Consider the following 20,324-nt stretch of genomic DNA (forward strand, 5'->3'; position numbering starts at 1 on the left):
CCGGGATGCTCGGCGCCCGACCCGGACCGCTCTGTCCGGACCCGCACCCATATGGTTGACCGCATGTCCGACGTACGTGCCAGCTACCTGACCGACGGGGCCGAGATCTACCGTCGCTCGTTCGCGACCATCCGCGCCGAGGCCGATCTGAGCGGATTCCCGCCGGACGTGGCGCAGGTGGTGGTGCGGATGATCCACGGCTGCGGTCAGGTGGATCTCGCCGCGGACATCGCCTTCTCCCCCGGCGTCGTCGCCGCGGCGCGGGCGGCGCTGCGCGCGGGCGCCCCGATCCTCTGTGACGCGACCATGGTCGCCTCGGGCGTCACCCGGAAACGGCTGCCCGCCGACAACGCGGTCGTGTGCACCCTCGCCGATCCCCGGGTGCCGGAATTGGCCGCGGCCAACGGCACGACCCGCTCCGCCGCCGCGCTCGACCTGTGGCGCGACCAGCTCGACGGCGCGGTCGTCGCGATCGGCAACGCGCCGACGGCGCTGTTCCATCTGCTCGACCTCCTCGACGCGGGAGCGCCCCGGCCCGCCGCCGTGCTCGGCATCCCGGTCGGATTCGTGGGCGCGGCCGAATCGAAGGACGCGCTGATCGATTTCGGCGGCGTCGAATACCTCACGGTGCGCGGCAGGCGCGGCGGCAGCGCCATCACCGCGTCGGCGTTGAACGCGATCGCGAGTGAACGGGAATGAGTATTCCGGGCAAGTTGTGGGGCGTCGGACTCGGACCGGGCGATCCCGAATTGGTGACGGTCAAAGCGGCCAAGGTGATCGGCGCGGCGGATGTCGTCGCGTTCCACAGCGCGCGTCACGGCCGCAGCATCTCCCGTCGCATCGCCGCGCCGTATATGCGCCCCGGTCAGGTGGAGGAGCATCTCGTCTACCCGGTGACCACCGAGACCACCGACCATCCCGGCGGCTACCAAGGCGCGATCGACGAGTTCTACGAACAGGCCGCCGAACGGCTGGCCGGGCACCTCGCCGCGGGCCGCTCGGTGGCGCTGCTCGCCGCGGGCGACCCGCTGTTCTACAGCTCGTACATGCACATGCACCGGCGGCTGGCCGACCGGTTCGACGCCGAGATCATCCCGGGCATCACCTCCGTGAGCGCGGCGTCGGCGGCCCTGGGCACGCCGCTGGTCGAAGGGGAGCAGGTGCTCACCGTGCTGCCGGGCACCATGCCGGTCGACGAGCTCACCCGGCGGCTGCGCACCACCGACGCGGCCGCGATCATGAAGCTGGGACGCACCTATCCCGCTGTGCGCCAGGCTCTTTCGGATTCCGGTCGACTCCCGGGCGCCTACTATGTCGAGCGCGCGAGTACCACTGAGCAGCGCGTACTGCACGCCGGCGCGGTGGACGACGCGGAGGTGCCGTATTTCGCGATCACCCTCGTGCCCGGCCCCGAGCCCACCACGCCGCTGCCCCGCCTCGACGCGGAGCCGGGACCGCGCGCGGGCGACGCGGAGGCGACCGAGCGCGTCGGCGAGGTCGTCGTGGTGGGACTGGGCCCCGGCGCACCGGAATGGACCACCGACGAGGTCCGCGCGGCACTGGCGGAGGCCACCGATCTGGTCGGCTACACCACCTATCTGAACCGGGTGCCCGAACGCCCGGGCCAGCGTCGCCATGCCAGCGACAACCGCGTCGAGTCCGAGCGCGCGGCCATGGCCCTGGATCTGGCCAAACGGGGCGCGCGCGTCGCGGTCGTCTCGTCGGGAGATCCCGGTGTCTTCGCGATGGCGGCGGCGGTGCTGGAGGAATCCGCCGACCCGCAGTGGCGCGGGGTGCCGGTGCGGGTGCTGCCCGGTCTCACCGCGGCCAACGCGGTGGCCAGCCGGGTGGGCGCACCGCTCGGGCACGACTACGCGATGATCTCGCTCTCCGACCGGCTCAAGCCGTGGGAGGTGGTGGCGCAGCGCCTTTCCGCCGTCGCGGCGGCCGACATGGCGATCGCGGTCTACAACCCGGCCTCCTCGCAACGCACCTGGCAGGTCCGCGCGATGCGCGACCTGCTGCTGGAGCATCGCAAGCCGGACACGCCCGTCGTCGTCGGGCGCGACGTCGGCGGGCCGAACGAATCGGTGCGGGTGGTGCCGCTCGGCGACCTCGACCCCGGCGAGGTGGACATGCGCACCTTGCTGATCATCGGCGCGTCCACCACCACCGCGCTCGAGACCGGCGCGGGTACCCGCGTCTTCACCTCCCGCCGTTACGGTCGCACGGACGACGCGGCCGCCGGCGGCGCGTAAGATCGCCTGACGCACCGAAGATCGGAGGGACCTTGGCCGCGACACTGTCGGAGCTGACGCTGCGCGCCCGAGCCCTGGAGGCCAGGGCCACCGCGAGCGAACAGGCACTCGACGAGCAGGGCGAGGTCCTCAACGTACTGGCGGCGCTGACCAGGAAGGCGCTCGACGGCATCGGCCGGATCGACCGGCGCACGGAAAACGCCGGCGACGCCGTCGGCGAGCTCCGCCGCGAGGTCGGAGACCTGCGCGAGAATGTGGGCGAACTCAACCGCAGGGTCACCGTGCTCGAACAAGGACAGGTCCGTCTCGAAGAAGGCCAGGCCGCGCTGGCCCGCGGTCAGGCACAGCTCGAACAGGGACAGACGCGGCTGGAGCAGGGAATGGCGCAGGTACTCGCCCGGCTCGACAAGCTGACCGGCGACGCCTGACCCGGCCCCGTTCCGGTAACATTCCACTATGGAATGTTGAGAGCGAAGGGAGCAGTCGTTGACCAACACCGCGACCAAGCGCAAGCCACTGAACTCGACGGCGGCGTCGTTGCTCGGATTTCTGCACGAAGGCCCGATGTCGGGGTGGGATCTGGTGACCGAGGCCCAGGACCGCATCGGCGACTTCTGGACGATCACGCAGAGCCAGGTCTACCGGGAACTCGCCACGATGGACGCGGCGGGACTCGTCGAGAAGGGCGAGACCGGAGCCAGGGAGCGCACGCCGTATCACATCACCGAGGCGGGACGGGAAGCGTTCCTGGAATGGGTCGCCCGCGATCCCGGCGGGGAGACCATCCGGGTGCCGTTGCTGCTCACGCTCTCCTTCGGCAAGCATCTCGATCGCGATCGGCTCGACGGCATCATCGCGGCCAACCGGGAGATCCATCAGGCGCGGCTCACCCGGTATCTCGCCGAAGATCCGGAGGAAATGCCCACGTTCGCCCGCGCCACCCTGGATTTCGGAATCCGCTACGAGCGGGCGGTGCTGGAGTGGTTCGACCAGCTGCCGGAACTCCTCGGCAACTGACCGCGCCCTGCCTCAGCCGCGCCGAGTCCGCATGTCGCGCAACCACTTCAGCGCCTGCTCCGGCGTTTCCACGACCGGTGCGCCCTCGGGCAACGGCGGACGGTCCACGACGACGACCGGGATTCCCGCCGCCCGGGCGGCGGCGAGTTTGGCTTCGGTCTGATCGCCGCCGCTGTCCTTCGTGACGAGCACATCGATCCGATGCCCGGCGAGCAGTCGCGCTTCGTCCTCGAGCGCGAAAGGGCCACGCGCGAGCAATAATTCGTGTCGCGGCGGTAGGGGGCCTTCCGGCGGGTCGATGGACCGGATCAAAAACCATTGCCGGTCGAGTCCGGCGAACGCGTCGACGCCTTGCCTGCCGATGGTCAGGAAAACTCGCTCACCGAGGGCGGCCGTTTCCGCTGCGCCGGTGGGGAGATCAGGGACCCGGACCCAGCGGTCCCCCGTTCGCTCCACCCACCTGGGCCGCCGCAGGTGCACCAGCGGCACATCCGAATCGCGCGCGACCGCAGCCGCGTTGGCGGTGATAGCCGCCGCGAACGGATGCGTGGCATCGACAATCGCGGCCACGTCGTTGGCCGCCAGCCAAGCCCGCAGCCCCTCCGGGCCGCCGAAGCCGCCGACGCGGACCGCGCCTTCGGGCAGCAAGGGCGCACGCACGCGACCGGCGAGCGAGGACACGATCTCGAATCCTCGCTCGCCGGAAGCGATGTGGGCCAGCTCCCGCGCTTCCCGGGTGCCGCCCAGAAGCAGAACTCTCAGGGCTGGCCGCTGAAGTAGGCGATGCCCGCGTTCAGCAGCGACGGCCCGCCCGCGACGGCGAGACCGATCAGCGCGCCGAGCACCGCGCCCGGCAGGATGCCGACGCCGAAGAAGACGATGCCGATGGCAGCGCCGATCAGGCCGCCGACCAGAGCGCCGAGCGAGGCGCGCTGCAACTCGGCGAAGAACCATTCCTGCGCGCCGATGAACTCGGCCGCGACCGGCGCGTTCGCGGTCGGAGCGACCTGCGGGGTCAGCGTCAGCTGCCTGCCCTCGTCGGCGACGGCCGCGGCGATCCGGACCTCTTGGCCCTTGGCGGTCGCGGTGAGCGGAATGGTGGTGACGGTCTCGCCCGCGGAGTTCTTCAGGGTGACCGCCTGGTTGTCGGTGTCGACGCTGAACGCGCCCCCGGTCACGCTGGTGACGACCGACTTACCCGCGTCGGCGAGTTGCAGCGCGTAGCCGACGCCCTGATCGGCGCCGGTGACGGTGGGCGCCGCCGCAGGCTGGTCCTGGGCCGCGGGCGGCGTCGGAGCGGCGTAGGAGGTACCGGCGGTGACTCCGGTGGCGGCGACAGCCAGCAATGCGGTAGCGGCGAACTTCTTGTATCTCATCTATCTCCCCAACAGGAATCGGGTTTCCGATCATGACCGGAACTCGGCCCCGACCCTACCGCGTGACCGATAACATGTTCACCCCTCCGCGGGGAACGCCGGCGCCGTTTTCACCACCGACCACTGCGTCACCGGAAGCTGCGGACGCCACGCGGTGAAGGATCCCAGGGGCTCCCCGCGATAGATCTGGAACTTCCGCAACACTCCGCCCTTGGCGCTCGACCAGCTGAGCAGCAGTGATTCCGACTCGGCGGTCACCGCGTTCGCGACGAGCCTGCCGCCTGGGCGCAACTGCGCCCAGCATGTCTCGAGTACGCCATCTTGGGTCAGGCCCCCACCGACGAAAATCGCGTCGGGCGCGGCGATTTCGGAGCCGGCGGCAAGTTCGGCGCGCACCTCGCCGCGCACCGAGATGTGCGGCACGCCCAGCGCCGCCGCGTTGTCGGCGATCTGCCGCCGCCTGCGCTCGAGCCGCTCGAACGTGACGGCCCGGTTGCCCGGATGCACCCGGCACCATTCGATGGCGATGCTTCCCGAACCGCCGCCCACGTCCCACAGTAGTTCTCCGGGTGCCGGCGCCAGCGCCGCCAGCGTCAGCGCGCGGACCTCGTGTTTGGTGAGCTGGCCGTCGCCGCCGAACAGCTCGTCGGGCAAGCCGGGCACGCGCGTGGCGCGCGGCCCGCCCGGGTCGGCCGAGCAGGTGATCGCCACGATGTTCAGCGGGTCGCCCGGCGGATGCGCCCATTGCTCGGCGATTCCGGCGCGGTGCCGTTCGGCGCGACCGCCCAGCTGCTCGAGGACCGTCAGCTCGGAATCGCCGAAACCGTGGCGGCCCAGCAGGTCCGCGAGATCTCCTGGCGTGTGCTCGTCGGCGCTGAGCACCAGCAGCCGTCTGCGTTCGGCCAACTCGGGCAGCACCGTCGTCAGCGGCCGCCCCACCACGCTGACCACCGGCGTCTCGGCCAGCGACCACCCGAGCCGAGCACAGGCCAGGGATGCGGAAGACGGCTGCGGCAGCACCCGCAGCGCCTGCGGGCCCAGCAACCGCGCCAGGGTGACGCCGATTCCGTAGAACATCGGATCGCCGCTGGCCAGCACACACAACCGGGCCCCGCCGTGCTGTTCGAACAGCCCGGGCAGAGCGGGCAGCAACGGCGACGGCCACGTCACCCGCCGCGCGGCCACGGTGGGCGGCACGAGCGCGAGCTGACGCGGGGAACCGAACAGGATCTCGGCGTCGCCGATCGCCTCCCGCGCGACGCGACCGAGGCCGTCCCAGCCGTCGGCGCCGATGCCGACGACCGCGATCGGCGCGCCGGTCCACGACACGGGGGTGACGTTCACCGGGGCATCCGGCGCCAGATCGGTTGCGGCAGCAGGCGCATCGCGAAGAACACCGGCCGCAGCACGCGGGGCACCCAAACCCGGCTCGCGCCGCGGCGCAAACCCTTGACCACGGCGTCGGCGACCTGCTCCGGAGTGCTGGAGAACGGCGCCGGAGACATCCCCTCGGTCATCCGGCCGATGACGAAGCCGGGACGGACCAGCAGCAACCGGACCCCAGTGCCGTGCAAGGCATCCCCGAGACCGGAGGCGAACCCGTCCAGTCCCGCTTTGGCCGATCCGTAGACATAGTTGGCGCGCCGCACCCGCACGCCCGCGACCGAGCTGAACACGACGATCTGTCCCGCGCCTCGCGCGCGCAGCAGGCTCGACAACGTCGTGAGGACGGTCGCTTGGGCGACGAAGTCGGTGTGCAGGATCGCCGCCGCGTGGGCGGGATCCCGCTCGGCACGCCCCTGGTCGCCCAGCACACCGAACGCCAGCACCGCGATGCCGATCGGCCCGTGCTCCGCGTCGACCTTCTCCAGCAAGGCGGGATGACTCGCTGTGTCGTCGGCGTCGAATTCGACGGTGTGCACCTCGCTCGCACCCGCCGCCGCGATCTCCGCGCACTGCGCGTCCAGCTCGCCGCTGCGCCTGGCCGCCAGGACCACAGCTCGCCCGGGCGCCAGCCGTCGCGCCACTTCGAGCCCGATCTCGCTGCGGCCGCCCAGCAGCAGGACGGTGCCCTCGGCCAATCCACGCGTTCCCATGCGCCCAAGTCTTTCATTGCCCTCGGCACGGCCTGTCATCGCGCACCCGGCGCATGCTCGGTAACGGGGTCGGGCTGGTGCGGCGCCGACGGACGCCGGGGGCTACGGTCGGGGAATGCCGACGAGTACTGCTGAGTTGTCGCCCGCCGCCCTGGAGTTCGTCGCCGAGCGGCACCTCGCCACGCTGACGACGTTGCGGGCGGACGGTACGCCGCATGTCGTGGCGGTGGGGTTCACCTGGGACCAAGAGGCCGGGATCGCGCGCGTGATCACCAACGACGGGTCGGTGAAGGTGCGCAACGTGCGCCGCTCCGGATACGCGGCGGTCAGCCAGGTCGACGGGATCCGCTGGATCACCTTGGAGGGTCCGGCGACCGTGCTCGACGCCCCGGACGACGTCGCGGAGGCCGTCGAGCGGTACGCCGGTCGCTATCGCGTGCCGCGGGAGAACCCGACGCGCGTGGTGATCGCCATCCAGGTCCGGCGCGTCTTGTCCAGCAGCACTTTGGTCGCGCCGGAAGCCGGCGGGAACGGCGCCGGCGCGTAAGCGCCCCCGGCGCGGGTCAGCCGTCGATCACAGCACCGTGAGACCGTGCGGCCGCTTGTTCAGGGATTCGCCGCCGTCGTCGGTGACGACCACGATGTCCTCGATCCGCGCGCCCCACTCACCGCGGAAGTAGATCCCGGGCTCCACGCTGAAGGCCATGCCGGGCTGCAGGACGAGGTCGTTGCCCGCGACGATGTAGGGCTCCTCGTGCACCGACAGGCCGATGCCGTGGCCGGTGCGGTGCACGAAAGCGGGCCCGAAACCCGCTTCGGTCAAGGGGTTTCGCGCCGCGGCGTCGACCGCGGCCGCGGTGACGCCCGGGCGCACGGCCGCGACCGCCGCCGCCTGGGCGCTCTCCAGTTCGGCGTACCGGGCGGCCACCTCCGGATCGGGCTCGCCCAGGACATAGGTCCGGGTGGAGTCGGAGTAATAGCCCGGCTCCACCGGGCCGCCGATGTCGACGACCACCACGTCCCCGGCCTCGATCCGGCGCTCGGACACGCCGTGATGCGGGTCCGCCCCGTGCGGGCCGCTGCCCACGATGACGAACGCCGCCTCGGTGTGGCCCTCGGCCACGATGGCGGCCTCGATATCGCGGCCCACCTCCGCCTCGGTGCGTCCCACCTGCAAGAACTCGCCCATCCGCGCGTGCACCCGGTCGATCGCCGCGCCTGCCCGGCGCAGCGCGTCCACTTCGGCCGGGTCCTTGATCATGCGCAGTTCGCGCAGGACGGGGGTGGCCGACACCGGCAGGCCGGTGAAGGACTCGGCCAGCGGCAGCAGATGCAGCGCGGGCATCACGTCGGCCACCGCGACCCGGGAGCCGACGTGCAGCGCGGACTTCACCAAGGCGTAGGGGCTGGTGCCGTCGACCCAGTCCAGCACCTGCAGGCCCAATTCACCCGCCGCGGAGGCCTCCAGCGACGCCAGCTCCAGTTTCGGGATCACGACCGACGGCGTCGCGCCGTCCGCGGGAATCACCAGGCAGGTCAGCCGCTCGAACGACTCGGCCGCCGATCCGATCAGATAGCGCAGATCCGGCCCGGGCGTGATGAGCAGAGCGTCGAGGTGGGCAGCCCGCATCAGCTCCACCGCCCGTTCCAGCCGTGCACCGTAGACGTCCGCCGCGAACCTCGAATCCGTATGCGAGCTCATTCGTCCGACGTTACCCGTCCCAGGTGCGGGATGAACGGCGAACTTCGCCGAGGCGGTGTCGGTGCGAACGAGTAGCCTCAGCCCGTGACCTCTGCTTCCGGTGGGCCCCTGCTGCTGTTGGACGGAGCCAGTCTGTGGTTCCGCGCCTTCCACGCCATCCCCGACAAGATCACCGCGCCCGACGGCCGGTCGGTGAACGCGCTGCGTGGGTTCACCGACATGGTGGCGTCGCTGATCACCAAGTTCGCGCCGGGCAGGCTGGTGGTGTGCCTGGACTTGGACTGGCGGCCCGCCTATCGGGTCGATCTGGTGCCGTCGTACAAGGCACACCGGTTGGACAGCTCGCCGGAGGCCGCCCCCGGCGCGGAAAGCGTGCCCGACACGCTCACTCCGCAGGTGGAGATGATCTTGGAGGTGCTCGAGGCAGCGGGGATCGCGACCGGCGGCGCGGAGGGCCTCGAGGCCGACGACGTGCTGGGCACCTTGGCGACCCGGGAACGCGCCGACGAGGTCGTCGTGGTCAGCGGCGATCGCGATCTGTTGCAGCTGGTGCGCGACGAGCCCGCACCCCCCGTGCGAGTGTTCTACGCCGGGCGGGGCCTGGCCAAAGCGGAATTATTCGGTCCGGCGGAGGTGTCGGCGAAGTACGGGGTGCCGCTGGAGAACGCGGGCCCGGCCTATGCCGATATGGCGACGCTGCGCGGCGACGCCTCCGACGGCCTGCCCGGCGTGGCGGGCATCGGTGAGAAGTCCGCCGCCACCCTGATCTCCCGTTTCGGCTCCTTGGAGGCCCTGGTCGCGGCCGTCGAGGATCCCGACGCCGACTTGGCCCAAGGCGTGCGCGCCCGGCTGCGCGCCGCCGGGGACTACCTGAAGGCCGCCGCACCGGTCGTGCGAGTGGTCTGCGACGCCGAGGTGGCCCTGTCCCGCAGCGATGTCCTCCCCACCGAACCGGCCGATCCGGATCGCCTGCGCGCCCTCGCCTCGGCTTACAACGCGGAGAGCCCGGTCACGCGCCTGATCACGGCACTCGGCGCCCGCACCGCCTGACCTCGGAAGCCGACGGCCCCATCGCGTACCTCGATGGGGCCGTCACCCGGACAGTGGCGACGACATCGCCGCACGACACGCTAGCTCGGGCGACCGACCTCGTAGGTGCCGTCGTCCTTGGTGATCTTGATGGTCACCTTCTTGGCCTCGCCGCTCACCTTCACACTGCATTCGAAGGTGGCGTCGACCTTGACTTCCTGGCCGGACGGGCAGGAGACGTCGCTGATGTCCTGGATGCCGTAGGAATCGGACAGCACTTTCTTCACGCCGTCCTGCACCGCGGCCTGGTCCAGTTGGTCCTTGGCGGTCAGCACGAGCACGAGCGCGACGATCGCGCCGACCACCGCGACGCCGAGCAGCGAGAGACCGATGATCAGGCCTTTGCCCTTGCCACCCTGCTGCGGCGGCTGGCCGGGAGCGCCCCACTGCGGCTGCGGCTGCTGGGGCTGACCCCACTGCGGCTGCTGCCCCTGCTGGCCCCAGTCCTGCGGCTGCGGCTGACCCCACTGCGGCTGCCCCTGCGCGGCCTGCTGGCCCCATTGCGGCTGCTGAGGCTGCTGAGGCTGCTGCGGTTGCTGGCCCCACTGCTGCTGCTGGGGTTGCCCCCACTGCGGCTGCGGTTGCTGCTCACCCCAGTGCTGGGTCGGCTGGGCCGAGGCCGGGGTCTGCGGCTGACCGCTCCACTGCTGCGTGGGACCGGCTCCGCCCGGCGCCTGCTGTCCACCCCACTGCTGGGTGGGATCGTTGCGTCCCTCCCCGGGGTCGTTCGGTCCGTACGGGCCGCTCATCTGCTTGCCTCCACTCGCATCGTTGTACACACGGTAGCCCCCCGCGTGGGCCTCGTCGCATGACACGACTACTCCGCCACGGTCGGTACGCGAAAGAAATCAAATCACAATCGAATCCGCCGTGTTGATATTGCCGCCGCCGCGCGCCCCGCGCGCACACCGCTCAGGCGGCGTCCACCGCCACGACACCCCGCCGGATCGCCCGCACCGCTTTGGCCGCGGTGGCGGCGACCTCGGGATCGTCGGCGGTGCCGTGGATCTGGTCGAGCAGATCGATCACCTGCCTGCACCAGCGCACGAAGTCGCCCGCCGACAGCGGTGCGCCCGCGTCACCGCTGGCGAGCAACGACTCGGCCAACCCGTCGCCGCGCGCCCACTTGTAGACGCCGTCGACGAAACCCAGATCGGGTTCCCTGGTCGGCGGCAGCTTGTGCCGCGCCTCGTCGGTGCGCAGCTCCGACCAGACGCCGATGGTCGCGCCCACCGCACGGCGGATCGGCGCCGTCGGCCCGCTCGCGCCGAGATACCCGCCCTCCTGGCGGGATTCGTAGACCAGGATCGACACCACGCCCGCCAGCTCGGCCGGACCGAGGCCGCGCCACAGCCCCTTCCGGAGGCATTCGGCGACCAGCAAATCGCTCTCGGCGTAGATGCGAGCCAGCCGGCGTCCGTCCGCGGTCACCTCGCTCTCGTGCACGAAACCGCGTTCCTCCAGCAGGCCGAGGATCCGATCGAAGGTGCGCGCGAGCGAATTGGTGGTAGCGGCAACCTTCTGGCGCATCGACTCCGTCTCGCGCAGCAGCCGGTTGTAGCGTTCACCCACCCGCGCCAGCTGCTCGCGATCGGGCCGGGCGTGCGCCGGATGCGCGCGCATACTGCGCCGCAACGTCGCCAGCTCCCGGTCGTCGGCCGCTGCGGACTGCCTGCCGCGCCGTGGCCTGCCCGGCACCGAGATCCCCGTGCTGCGCAGCGCGGAAGCCAGATCCCGGCGGGTGCGTGCGGTCCGATGATCGACCCGGCGCGGCAGCCGCATGTGCCCGAGCGCTTCGGCGGGCACCGGGAAATCGGCGACCGACACCCGTCCAGCCCACTTGTCCTCGGTGAGCACCAGCGGCCTGGGATCGCCCGGCGTCGCGTCCGGCTCCAGGATCACCGCGAGCCCGGCGCGGCGGCCGGAGGGAATGGCCACCACGTCGCCGCGGCGCAGGGCGCCGAGCGCGTCCACCGCGGCGCCGCGCCGATCGGCGCGATTCTGCTGGGCCAGCTGCCGCTCCCGCTGCTTGATCCGGTCGCGCAGCGCGAGGTATTCCAGGAAACCGCCTTCCGCGCCGCCGAGCTGATCGCGCAGCTTGCGCAGCGCCCCCTCGTTGCGCTCGATGCCGCGCACCAGCCCGACCACCGACCGGTCCGCCTGGAACTGGGCGAAGGATCGCTCCAGCAGGGCCCGCGATTCGTCGGCGCCCATCCGATCGATGAGATTGATCGACATGTTGTAGCCCGGCCGGAACGAGCTGCGCAGCGGATAGGTGCGCGTAGAGGCCAGACCGGCGACCGCGCTGGTGTCCACTTCGGGCTGCCACAGCACCACCGCGTGGCCTTCGACGTCGATGCCGCGCCGCCCGGCACGCCCGGTCAGCTGGGTGTATTCCCCGGGTGTGAGTTCCGCGTGCGACTCGCCGTTGAACTTCACCAGCCGCTCCAGCACGACGGTACGGGCCGGCATGTTGATCCCGAGGGCCAGCGTCTCGGTGGCGAAGACGGCACGCACCAGCCCGTTGACGAACAACTCCTCGACGGTGTGCCGGAACGCGGGCAGCATCCCGGCGTGGTGCGCGGCGAGGCCGCGGTGCAGCGCCTCGCACCACTCCCAGTAGCCGAGCACCTCCAGATCGGCCTTGGGCAGGTCGCCGGTGTGTTTCCGGATGATCGCGTCGATCTCGTCGCGCTCCTCCGGACGGCTCAGGTCCAGCCGCGACCGCAGGCACTGCGCGAGCGCGCCGTCGCATCCGGCCCGGCTGAAGATGAACGTGATCGCGGGCAGCAGGCCCTCTTCATCCAGTTTGGCCAGCACCTCCGGCCGCGGCAGCGGACGGAAATCCCGGCGCGGGCCGCCGCGGCCGTTGCGCGGGGCGCCCCAGCTGTTCATCCGGTCGGCGGCCTCGCGGTGGCGGATGAACCGCACCAGGTCCTCGTCGACGAGCACCTTCTGCTCGGTGGATTTCGTGTCGAACAGGTCGAACATCCGCCGACCCACCATGACGTGCTGCCACAGCGGCACGGGCCTGGTCTCGTCGACCACGACGGCGGTGTCGCCGCGTACGGTCTCCATCCACGCGCCGAACTCCTCGGCGTTGCTCACCGTGGCCGACAGGCTGACCAGGCGCACGTCCGGAGGCAGATGCAGGATGACCTCCTCCCAGACGGCGCCGCGGAACCGGTCGGCGAGGTAGTGCACCTCGTCCATCACGACGTAGGACAGCCCGCGCAGCGCGTCCGAGGAGGCGTAGAGCATGTTGCGCAGCACCTCGGTGGTCATCACGACCACCGGCGCGTCCGGATTGATCGATTGATCGCCGGTCAGCAGGCCGACGTTGTCGCGGCCGTGGCGTTCGGTGAGGTCGGCGAACTTCTGGTTCGACAGCGCCTTGATGGGCGTGGTGTAGAAACACTTGCCACCGGCAACCAGCGCCAGGTGGACGGCGAACTCGCCAACGACCGTCTTGCCCGCGCCCGTGGGTGCGCAGACCAGGACGCTGTGGCCTTCTTCGAGCGCCGCACAGGCATCGCGCTGAAACGGATCCAGCCGGAACTTCAGTTCGGCGGAAAACGCGTCCAACTCGCCCGTCTGCGACCGGTCATCTGTCACTCGTCAGAGCGTATCGGAGTAGTCCGACACCGGTCGTGCGGATTTCTCCGCGGGCGTGGTGATCGACTCGGCCGGATCGATCGGCTCCGGCTCGCCCAGTTCGGAAGCTTCCTCGTCGGACAGCGCACCCCAGCCCTCGCGCTCCTTACGCGCCCGGCGCAGGTCGTTGACCCGGGAGAATTGGATCGCCACCTCGAACAACACCGTCAACGCCAAGGCCAGCGCCAGCATCGAGAAGGGATCCTGCGGCGTCACGATCGCGGCGAACACGAACAGTCCGAAGGTGATCCCGCGCCGCCACGCCTTGAGGCGCTGATAGGTCAGCACGCCGACCAGGTTCAACCCGATGATCAGCAACGGCGTCTCGAAACTGACGCCGAAGATGATCAGCAACTGGATGATGAACCCGAAATACTGCGACCCGCTCAACGCCGTGATCTGCACGTTGTCGCCGATGGTGAGCAAGAAACTCAACGCGTGCGCGATCACCACATAGGCCAGCACCGCCCCCGCGGCGAACAGCACCGTGCCCGAGGACACGAACCCGATCGCGTACTTGCGTTCCTTCGCGTACAAGCCCGGCGTGATGAACGCCCACATCTGGTACAGCCAGATCGGCGCCGCGAGCACCACGCCCGCGGTCATGCCGACCTTCAACCGCAAGGTGAACTGCTCGAACGGCGCGGTGGCCAGCAGACGGCACTCCCCGTCCGGGCTCAACGACGCACGCGCCGACGCCGGCAGCGAGCAGTACGGTCCGCGCAGGATCTCACCGAGGCTATCGATCCCGAGGAACCCGTGCGCGTACCACAGAAAGCCCAGAATCGTCGTCGCGATCACCGCCGCGATCGACACCAGCAACCGGTAACGCAGTTCCTGCAGATGCTCGACCAACGACATCGTGCCGTCGGGATTGGTCCTGCGCTTACTGCGGCGCGGATCGAACGGGATTCGCATGGTTGGTGATCGCCCCTGGGTTCACGTGCCTGGCTCAGCTCGGCAACAGCACTGAGTCCGGAGTGAGCCCCTGCTCACTCCGGCGCGAGCGGATCCGCTCAGACCGACTTCTGCTCGGTACGGGACTCCGTGGCCTGCGACGGCGTCGACTGCTGCGCGGCGGGCAACTGCGGTGCGGGCTGCTGAGCCGACGCGCCGTTGCCGGGCGCGTTGCTCTCGTTCTGCATCTGACTGACCTCGCTCTTGAAGATGCGCAACGACCGGCCCAAGCTGCGGGCCGCGTCGGGCATCCGCTTCGCGCCGAAGAACATCACGAAGACCACCGCAATGATCAGCCAGTGCCAGATGCTCAGACTGCCCATGATCTACCTCCCAAGACTGTGATGTCTCGATGCTACCGGACCGTGACGTGCGCGAACGCCGCCGTCACTGCTCGTTCGCCCGGCGTTGGGGCGTGGCGCTCACCGCGGCGCCCCGCAACTGGCCGAGCAGCTCTGGGCCGGTCCACCCGCGGCGACCGCCCTGTTCGGCGGCGACGACCAACTCGATCAGCCGCTGATTCACCGGCGTCGGTGCCCCGACCATCGCGCCCAACCCCACGATTTCCCCGCACAGCCAGGGGATTTCGGTGGTGCGGCCGAGCTCGAGGTCGTCCGCCATGGACGAGCGCGCCATCGGGTCGATGGCCAGCACCTGCCCGGCCACCCGCCGGAACACGGCGTCGGGGACGGTCAGCAGCGTGGCCATCACCCGGGGCGGCAGCGGTGTCAACCGGGCGGGGCGAATTCGCGCCTTGTTCATCACAGCGAGGGCTTCGCGCTGGGTCAGCGCGAGACAGCGGCGGTAGTCCCGATCCGCGAGTTCCTCCCGCAGCGGGCGGCCCGACAGCGCGTTGATCGGGTTGTTGAGGTTGAGCAGCAGCTTCGCCCACTGCACGGGACGCAGGTCGGGATAACGGCGCAGGCCCAGCCCCGCCCGCTCGAACACGTCCAGCAACGGCGCCAGCGCCGGATCGTCCTGCACCGCGAGACCGCCCTCGGTGCCGCGGTGGAACCGGCCACCGGGATGGTGCACGACGTTGAACATCACCATGCCGGCCAGCACCACGCAGTGCGGCAGGATCTCCCGGATCACCGAATCGTTGCCGATGCCGTTCTGCAGGCTGAGCACTACGGTGCCCGGCCTGATCTTGCCGGTCAGTTCGCGCACCGCCGCCGCGGTCGCCGCCGATTTCACCGTGACCAGCACCAAGTCCGCCGAGCCGACGTCATCCGGTTCGGTGGCGCGGTGGAATCGGTCCGGCGCCAGCGCGTCGTCACCGCCGTCGAGATCGGTGAGCCGGAGCCCGGACGCGCCGAGCTCGTCGAGCACTCGCCTGCGGCCCACCAGGGTGACCTCCGCGCCCGCCACGCCGAGCTTGCCGCCGACGAAGTTGCCGATGCTGCCCGCGCCGACCACGAGCACCCGAACGTTCATGCCGGTAGGGCCTCTTCGTTCCTCATCTGCCCTCCAGGTATCCGGCTTCCTCATAGGCGGCCAGCGCGGCGTTCGACCGCTCACGCACTGCCGCCACCAGTTCCGGCGGACCGAGGACGGTGACGCCCGCCCCGAAACCGAGCAGCAGCCGGGCCATCCAGTCCAGCGTGGCGAACCGCATGGTCGCCTCCAAGCTGCCGTCGGAGTGCACCGCCAGCCGGTGCATGGGGTACTGATCGAGCACCCAAGCGTAATCACCGTGAATCCGCAGGCGAGCCAATGGGACCGCCGGATCGTCCTGGAACAGGTCCAGGCCGGCCGTCGCCTCGGTGGCGTGCTTGGGCGGCCGAGCGGCCTCGTCCAGTTCGGTCGCGGCCTCGATCCGGTCGAAGCGGAACAGCCGCACCCCCTCGGCCTGCCTGCACCAGGCTTGCAGATAGCTGTTGTCGTCCACCAGGACGATGCGGATCGGGTCCACGATGCGTTCGGACACCACGTCGCGGCTGGCGGAGTAATACACCAGCCGAAGCACCCGGCCGAGCGCCAGCGCCGAGCGCACGGCGGCCACCGCCGGCGCCTCCGGCGGCGCTGTGCGGGATCGCCCGTCCGCGGCCGGCTCCACGCCACCCGCGATGGCCGATTCGATCTTCGCGATGGCCGCGTGGGCCGCGGTCGGATCCACCATGCCGGGCATGTCGACGATCGAGCGCAGCGCGACCAGCAGCGCGGTCGCCTCGGTGGAGGTCAACCGCAACGGCCGATCGATGCCCGCGGAGAAGGTGACCTCGATGCTCTCTTCGGAGAACGACAGGTCGATCAGGTCACCCGGGCCGTACCCGGGCAGCCCGCACATCCACAGCTGATTGAGGTCGCTCATCAGTTGCTTGGTGGTCACGCCGAGGTCGGCGGCGGCCTCCGCGGCGCTGATCCCGGGGTGGGCGATGAAGTACGGGATCATGTTCAACAGCCGGGAGAGCCGGACCGAGAGCCGCGAGCTCATGCCCGCACCTCCGTGCGGTCGAACACCGAACGCAGCCGCGTGATCACGTCGGCACGCAGGGACTCCGGGGCGAGCACCACGGCGTCCGGCCCCAAACCGGTGATCAGCCGGGCCAGCCAATCGCGGGAGCGCACCGGAAGCTCGACCACGGCGCCCGCCCGGCCGCCCACGACGCGCTCTCCGGTCACCTGGCCGAGCCTGCGGATCTCCCGCCCCCGCCCCTCGGCCACCCACACCGTCGCCGAGCCGCTGACCGGCCCGCTGCTGGTGACCTGGTCGACGATGGCGCGCAGATCGACGCCCTCCGGCTTGCGCACGGCGTTGCGCGGGCCGTACGCGGTCACATCGTCGCCGATGCGGGAGAGCCGGAAACTGCGCACGGCGTCCCGGTCCCGGTCGTGCCCGACCAGGTACCAGCGGCCGTGATGGGTGACGACGCCCCACGGCTCGACGTCGCGCATCAGATACGGCGCGTTGATCGCGCCGCGGTGCTCGAACCGAACCGCCCGGCCGGCATCGATCGCGGCGAGGAGTTTGCCGAGCACCGGTTCGGAGCCGCGAGCGCGAGCCGGAACGGCGGGCACCGACGCCACCGCGGCGTCGGTCTCCACGTGGATACCGGCCGCGCGCAGTTTGAGCAGCGCGCCCTCCGCGGCGGCGGCCAACTCGGGCGATTCCCACATCTGCACGGCGACCGCGACGGCGGCGGCCTCCTCATCGGTCAGGTCGATCTCGGGTAGCTCGTAGGCGTCGCGGTTGATCCGGTAACCCTCGAGCGTCGAGTACCGGCTCACCGGACCCACTTCCAGCGGAATGCCCAGATCGCGCAGCTCGTTCTTGTCCCGCTCGAACATCCGGCTGAACGCTTCGTCGCTGGCGGAGTCCTCGTATCCGGCCACACTCTCCCGGATCCGCTCCGCGGTCAGGAACTGCCGGGTCGACAGCAGCGCGATGACCAGATTCATCAGCCGCTCGACCTTGGATATCGCCACCCGATAGAGGGTAATCTGCGCGGCCAGGCTGTGTTGTCCCGGCCGCGACTTCGTCGCGGCGTGTTCGGACCGCTTCGCCGGTCAGCCTTCGGCCAGGTAGCGCTCGACCTTCTCCACCTTGGCGGTCATCGCGTCCGTCACGCCGGGGCGAATGTCGGCCTTCAGCACCAGGCTGCACCGCGGCGCTACCGCGAGGATGGCGTCGGTCGCCTGTTTCACCACGGCCATCACCTCGTCCCACTCGCCCTCGACAGTGGTGAACATGGCGTCGGTGCGGTTGGGCAATCCGCTGGCGCGCACCACGCGGACCGCTTCGGCGACCGCGCGCCCGACATCGGCGCCGGTCCCGAGCGGTGTGACGGAGAACGCGACGATCACATCGACGCGATCAGGCGATCGACGCGCTCGTCGACCGAGCGGAACGGGTCCTTGCACAGCACGGTGCGCTGCGCCTGGTCGTTCAGCTTCAGATGCACCCAGTCGACGGTGAAGTCGCGACCGGCCTCCTGGGCGGCGGTGATGAAGTCACCACGCAACTTGGCCCTGGTGGTCTGCGGCGGGGTGTCGACCGCGGCGTCCACGGCCTCGTCCTCGGTGACGCGCTTGGCCAGGCCCTTGCGCTGCAGCAGGTCGAAGACGCCGCGTCCGCGCTTGATGTCGTGGTAGGCCAGATCCAGCTGGGCGATCTTGGGATCGGACAGCTCCATGCCGTACCGGTCCTGGTAGCGCTGGAACAGCTTGCGCTTGATCACCCAATCGATCTCGGTGTCGACCTTCGCGAAGTCCTGTGCCTCGACCGCGTCCAGGGTGCGGCCCCACAGGTCGACCACCTGGTCGATCTGGGGATCGCGGTCCCGGTTGCGCAGATGCTCCACGGCGCGGGCGTAGTACTCGCGCTGGATGTCCAGGGCGCTGGCCTGCCGTCCGCCGGCCAGGCGCACCGGACGGCGGCCGGTCAGGTCGTGGCTCACTTCGCGGATCGCGCGGATCGGGTTGTCCAGCGCGAAGTCGCGGAACGAGACGCCCGCCTCGATCATCTCCAGCACCAAGGCGGCCGTGCCGACCTTCAGCATGGTGGTGGTCTCGGACATGTTCGAGTCGCCGACGATGACGTGCAGGCGGCGGTACTTCTCCGCGTCGGCGTGCGGCTCGTCGCGGGTGTTGATGATCGGCCGCGATCGGGTGGTCGCCGAGGAGACGCCCTCCCAGATGTGCTCGGCACGCTGCGACAAGCAGAACGTGGCGGCCTTCGGCGTCTGCAGCACCTTGCCCGCGCCGCAGATCAGCTGGCGGGTGACCAGGAACGGCAGCAGCACGTCCGAGATCCGGGAGAACTCGCCTGCGCGAACCACCAGGAAGTTCTCGTGGCAGCCGTAGGAGTTGCCCGCCGAGTCGGTGTTGTTCTTGAACAGATAGATGTCGCCGCCGATGCCTTCTTCGGCCAGACGCTGCTCGGCGTCGATCAGCAACTCTTCGAGGACCCGCTCGCCCGCACGGTCGTGGGTCACCAATTGCGCCAGGTTGTCGCACTCCGCGGTCGCGTACTCCGGATGGGACCCGACATCGAGGTAGAGCCGAGCACCGTTGCGGAGGAACACGTTCGAGCTACGGCCCCAGGACACCACCCGGCGGAACAGATACCGGGCCACCTCGTCGGGGGACAGTCGACGGTGACCGTGGAAGGTGCATGTCACACCGAACTCGGTCTCGATCCCCATAATTCGTCGCTGCACACCATCGACATTACAGCCATGTCAGGGACTTGCGTGGTGCACCGAACAACCCGCATGCATACGTCTTCACAACAATTTGGCCCGCTTTGTCGGAATTTGCCCGGCTGATGCCCCGCTTTCGCCGGAGGATGCACACAGCGAGACCGGTCGCGGGCATGCCGACGCGGCCCGCGAACGAGGCGTCGTTCGCGGGCCGCCGAGCTCGTGGCCCGGGCGGATCACTCCGAAGGCGGGGTGTCCTTCGCCGAGGGCTCCTCGGCCTCGGCGCCACTCTCCTGCGCAGCGGACGCGCCGTCCGGCTGCGCCGGGTTGAGCAGGCGCTCCAGCACGGCATTGGTCACCCGCCGGAACGCCCGGCGCGGACGCGCCTGCTCCAAGGTCGCGACCTCGAGCGAGCTCACGCCCAGCACCCGCTTCTCTTTCTCCGTCCCTTCCGGCACGCCCGCCTGCAGCGCGCGCACCGCCACACCCACCGCGGAGGCCAGATCCAGACCCGGCTGATAGGACGACTTCAACGCGGTGACGATCGGCTCGGTCGTGCCGCCCATCACCACGAACTCCCGCTCGTCCACGATCGACCCGTCGAAGGTGATCCGGTACAGCACCGACTGCGGCGCCTGTTCCGGATAGCCCACCTCCGCCACACAGATCTCCACCTCGTACGGCTTCAGCTGATCGGTGAAGATCGTGCCGAGGGCCTGCGCGTAGGCATTGGCCAATGCACGGCCGGTGACGTCGCGGCGGTCGTACTGATACCCGCGAATGTCGGCCTGCAGGATGCCGCCCCTGCGCAGATTCTCGAACTCGTTGTACTTGCCGACCGCGGCGAACCCGATCCGGTCGTACAGCTCACTCACCTTGTGCAGCGTCGTGGACGGGTTCTCCGCGACGAACAGCACACCCTTCTCGTACGTCAGCACCACGACGCTGCGCCCCCGACCGATGCCCTTGCGCGCGAGCTCGGTCTTGTCGCGCATGATCTGCTCGGCCGACGCGTAGTACGGCAACGTCAT

Annotated in this window: 21 protein-coding genes; 6 read left to right on the forward strand and 15 right to left on the reverse strand. The window is 70.2% G+C overall.

Translation table 11 applies throughout. The features are described from left to right. The first annotated feature begins 63 nt into the window (after positions 1 to 63). Genes ABZ552_RS16090 through ABZ552_RS16105 form a run of 4 tightly spaced genes read left to right on the forward strand, consistent with a single transcriptional unit; the run spans position 64 to position 3,275 of the window. Positions 64 to 699 carry a precorrin-8X methylmutase gene (locus ABZ552_RS16090; RefSeq protein ID WP_281879498.1) on the forward strand — a complete coding sequence of 212 codons (636 nt, stop codon included), beginning with the start codon at positions 64 to 66 and terminating at the stop codon, positions 697 to 699. Next, complete coding sequence (gene cobJ / locus ABZ552_RS16095; protein WP_357437954.1) at positions 696 to 2,258, forward strand: precorrin-3B C(17)-methyltransferase; 1,563 nt, start codon at positions 696 to 698, stop codon at positions 2,256 to 2,258. The genes ABZ552_RS16090 and cobJ overlap by 4 nt, the downstream gene beginning before the upstream one ends. 32 nt (positions 2,259 to 2,290) lie before the next feature. Next, positions 2,291 to 2,686 (forward strand): hypothetical protein, encoded by a 396-nt coding sequence (locus ABZ552_RS16100; protein ID WP_357437957.1) that lies wholly within the window; start codon positions 2,291 to 2,293, stop codon positions 2,684 to 2,686. A 58-nt stretch (positions 2,687 to 2,744) separates the two neighbouring features. Next, a complete protein-coding gene (locus ABZ552_RS16105; protein WP_281879492.1) occupies positions 2,745 to 3,275 on the forward strand; it encodes a PadR family transcriptional regulator in 531 nt (176 codons plus the stop codon). A gap of 12 nt (positions 3,276 to 3,287) precedes the next feature. Here the strand turns inward: ABZ552_RS16105 and ABZ552_RS16110 are convergent, their stop codons facing one another. The 4 genes from ABZ552_RS16110 to ABZ552_RS16125 form a co-directional block, all read right to left on the reverse strand. Beyond that, positions 3,288 to 4,037 carry a cobalt-precorrin-6A reductase gene (locus tag ABZ552_RS16110; protein ID WP_281919560.1) on the reverse strand — a complete coding sequence of 250 codons (750 nt, stop codon included), beginning with the start codon at positions 4,035 to 4,037 and terminating at the stop codon, positions 3,288 to 3,290. Further along, positions 4,034 to 4,651 (reverse strand): hypothetical protein, encoded by a 618-nt coding sequence (locus ABZ552_RS16115; RefSeq protein ID WP_281879491.1) that lies wholly within the window; start codon positions 4,649 to 4,651, stop codon positions 4,034 to 4,036. Before ABZ552_RS16115 ends, ABZ552_RS16110 begins: the two co-directional genes overlap by 4 nt. Before the next feature lie 78 nt (positions 4,652 to 4,729). Continuing rightward, complete coding sequence (gene cbiE, locus ABZ552_RS16120) at positions 4,730 to 5,995, reverse strand: precorrin-6y C5,15-methyltransferase (decarboxylating) subunit CbiE (protein ID WP_357437960.1); 1,266 nt, start codon at positions 5,993 to 5,995, stop codon at positions 4,730 to 4,732. After that, positions 5,992 to 6,747 (reverse strand): SDR family NAD(P)-dependent oxidoreductase, encoded by a 756-nt coding sequence (locus tag ABZ552_RS16125; RefSeq protein ID WP_281879488.1) that lies wholly within the window; start codon positions 6,745 to 6,747, stop codon positions 5,992 to 5,994. The genes cbiE and ABZ552_RS16125 overlap by 4 nt, the downstream gene beginning before the upstream one ends. Before the next feature lie 115 nt (positions 6,748 to 6,862). On the opposite strand from ABZ552_RS16125, the gene ABZ552_RS16130 reads away from it, so the two are divergent. Continuing rightward, positions 6,863 to 7,294, forward strand: coding sequence for a PPOX class F420-dependent oxidoreductase (locus tag ABZ552_RS16130; RefSeq protein WP_281879486.1), 432 nt, complete (start codon positions 6,863 to 6,865; stop codon positions 7,292 to 7,294). Positions 7,295 to 7,321: 27 nt separating this feature from the next. Here the strand turns inward: ABZ552_RS16130 and ABZ552_RS16135 are convergent, their stop codons facing one another. Beyond that, positions 7,322 to 8,449 carry a Xaa-Pro peptidase family protein gene (locus tag ABZ552_RS16135; protein WP_281879484.1) on the reverse strand — a complete coding sequence of 376 codons (1,128 nt, stop codon included), beginning with the start codon at positions 8,447 to 8,449 and terminating at the stop codon, positions 7,322 to 7,324. A gap of 84 nt (positions 8,450 to 8,533) precedes the next feature. On the opposite strand from ABZ552_RS16135, the gene ABZ552_RS16140 reads away from it, so the two are divergent. After that, positions 8,534 to 9,499 carry a 5'-3' exonuclease gene (locus ABZ552_RS16140; RefSeq protein ID WP_281918084.1) on the forward strand — a complete coding sequence of 322 codons (966 nt, stop codon included), beginning with the start codon at positions 8,534 to 8,536 and terminating at the stop codon, positions 9,497 to 9,499. Positions 9,500 to 9,579: 80 nt separating this feature from the next. Here ABZ552_RS16140 and ABZ552_RS16145 read toward each other — a convergent pair whose 3' ends face one another. From ABZ552_RS16145 to prcA, 10 genes are all read right to left on the reverse strand, one after another. Beyond that, positions 9,580 to 10,287: a DUF4333 domain-containing protein gene (locus ABZ552_RS16145; RefSeq protein WP_357437965.1), complete on the reverse strand. Its 708-nt coding sequence runs from the start codon at positions 10,285 to 10,287 to the stop codon at positions 9,580 to 9,582. Positions 10,288 to 10,450: 163 nt separating this feature from the next. Next, the gene (locus ABZ552_RS16150; RefSeq protein WP_281879480.1) at positions 10,451 to 13,153 is read right to left on the reverse strand and encodes an RNA helicase; all 2,703 of its coding nucleotides are present in this window, start codon (positions 13,151 to 13,153) and stop codon (positions 10,451 to 10,453) included. A gap of 3 nt (positions 13,154 to 13,156) precedes the next feature. Next, positions 13,157 to 14,110 (reverse strand): twin-arginine translocase subunit TatC, encoded by a 954-nt coding sequence (gene tatC / locus ABZ552_RS16155; protein WP_281879479.1) that lies wholly within the window; start codon positions 14,108 to 14,110, stop codon positions 13,157 to 13,159. Between the two features lie 98 nt (positions 14,111 to 14,208). After that, positions 14,209 to 14,472: a Sec-independent protein translocase subunit TatA gene (gene tatA, locus ABZ552_RS16160; RefSeq protein ID WP_159844162.1), complete on the reverse strand. Its 264-nt coding sequence runs from the start codon at positions 14,470 to 14,472 to the stop codon at positions 14,209 to 14,211. 64 nt (positions 14,473 to 14,536) lie between these two features. Continuing rightward, positions 14,537 to 15,586 carry a 2-dehydropantoate 2-reductase gene (locus ABZ552_RS16165; RefSeq protein ID WP_281879477.1) on the reverse strand — a complete coding sequence of 350 codons (1,050 nt, stop codon included), beginning with the start codon at positions 15,584 to 15,586 and terminating at the stop codon, positions 14,537 to 14,539. Between the two features lie 22 nt (positions 15,587 to 15,608). Further along, a complete protein-coding gene (locus tag ABZ552_RS16170) occupies positions 15,609 to 16,586 on the reverse strand; it encodes a YafY family protein (RefSeq protein WP_281879476.1) in 978 nt (325 codons plus the stop codon). After that, positions 16,583 to 17,578 (reverse strand): YafY family protein, encoded by a 996-nt coding sequence (locus tag ABZ552_RS16175; protein ID WP_281879475.1) that lies wholly within the window; start codon positions 17,576 to 17,578, stop codon positions 16,583 to 16,585. The genes ABZ552_RS16170 and ABZ552_RS16175 overlap by 4 nt, the downstream gene beginning before the upstream one ends. An 81-nt stretch (positions 17,579 to 17,659) precedes the next feature. Further along, complete coding sequence (locus ABZ552_RS16180; protein ID WP_281879473.1) at positions 17,660 to 17,956, reverse strand: MTH1187 family thiamine-binding protein; 297 nt, start codon at positions 17,954 to 17,956, stop codon at positions 17,660 to 17,662. Further along, on the reverse strand, positions 17,953 to 19,311 hold the full coding sequence (gene pafA, locus ABZ552_RS16185) for a Pup--protein ligase (RefSeq protein ID WP_174186519.1): 1,359 nt from the start codon (positions 19,309 to 19,311) through the stop codon (positions 17,953 to 17,955). Before pafA ends, ABZ552_RS16180 begins: the two co-directional genes overlap by 4 nt. Positions 19,312 to 19,529: 218 nt before the next feature. Further along, the gene (gene prcA / locus ABZ552_RS16190; protein WP_281879471.1) at positions 19,530 to 20,324 is read right to left on the reverse strand and encodes a proteasome subunit alpha; all 795 of its coding nucleotides are present in this window, start codon (positions 20,322 to 20,324) and stop codon (positions 19,530 to 19,532) included.

The organism is Nocardia sp. NPDC019219, assembly GCF_040632645.1.
Lineage (GTDB): Bacteria > Actinomycetota > Actinomycetes > Mycobacteriales > Mycobacteriaceae > Nocardia > Nocardia sputorum.

Coding starts and splice junctions, on each gene's coding strand:
- ABZ552_RS16090 (WP_281879498.1), top strand. CDS start 64: ATGTCCGACGTACGTGCCAGCTACCTGACCGACGGGGCCGAGATCTAC.
- cobJ (WP_357437954.1), top strand. CDS start 696: ATGAGTATTCCGGGCAAGTTGTGGGGCGTCGGACTCGGACCGGGCGAT.
- ABZ552_RS16115 (WP_281879491.1), bottom strand. CDS start 4,651: ATGAGATACAAGAAGTTCGCCGCTACCGCATTGCTGGCTGTCGCCGCC.
- ABZ552_RS16125 (WP_281879488.1), bottom strand. CDS start 6,747: ATGGGAACGCGTGGATTGGCCGAGGGCACCGTCCTGCTGCTGGGCGGC.
- ABZ552_RS16130 (WP_281879486.1), top strand. CDS start 6,863: ATGCCGACGAGTACTGCTGAGTTGTCGCCCGCCGCCCTGGAGTTCGTC.
- ABZ552_RS16135 (WP_281879484.1), bottom strand. CDS start 8,449: ATGAGCTCGCATACGGATTCGAGGTTCGCGGCGGACGTCTACGGTGCA.
- ABZ552_RS16145 (WP_357437965.1), bottom strand. CDS start 10,287: ATGAGCGGCCCGTACGGACCGAACGACCCCGGGGAGGGACGCAACGAT.
- tatC (WP_281879479.1), bottom strand. CDS start 14,110: ATGCGAATCCCGTTCGATCCGCGCCGCAGTAAGCGCAGGACCAATCCC.
- tatA (WP_159844162.1), bottom strand. CDS start 14,472: ATGGGCAGTCTGAGCATCTGGCACTGGCTGATCATTGCGGTGGTCTTC.
- ABZ552_RS16165 (WP_281879477.1), bottom strand. CDS start 15,586: ATGAACGTTCGGGTGCTCGTGGTCGGCGCGGGCAGCATCGGCAACTTC.
- ABZ552_RS16170 (WP_281879476.1), bottom strand. CDS start 16,586: ATGAGCTCGCGGCTCTCGGTCCGGCTCTCCCGGCTGTTGAACATGATC.
- prcA (WP_281879471.1), bottom strand. CDS start 20,324: ATGACGTTGCCGTACTACGCGTCGGCCGAGCAGATCATGCGCGACAAG.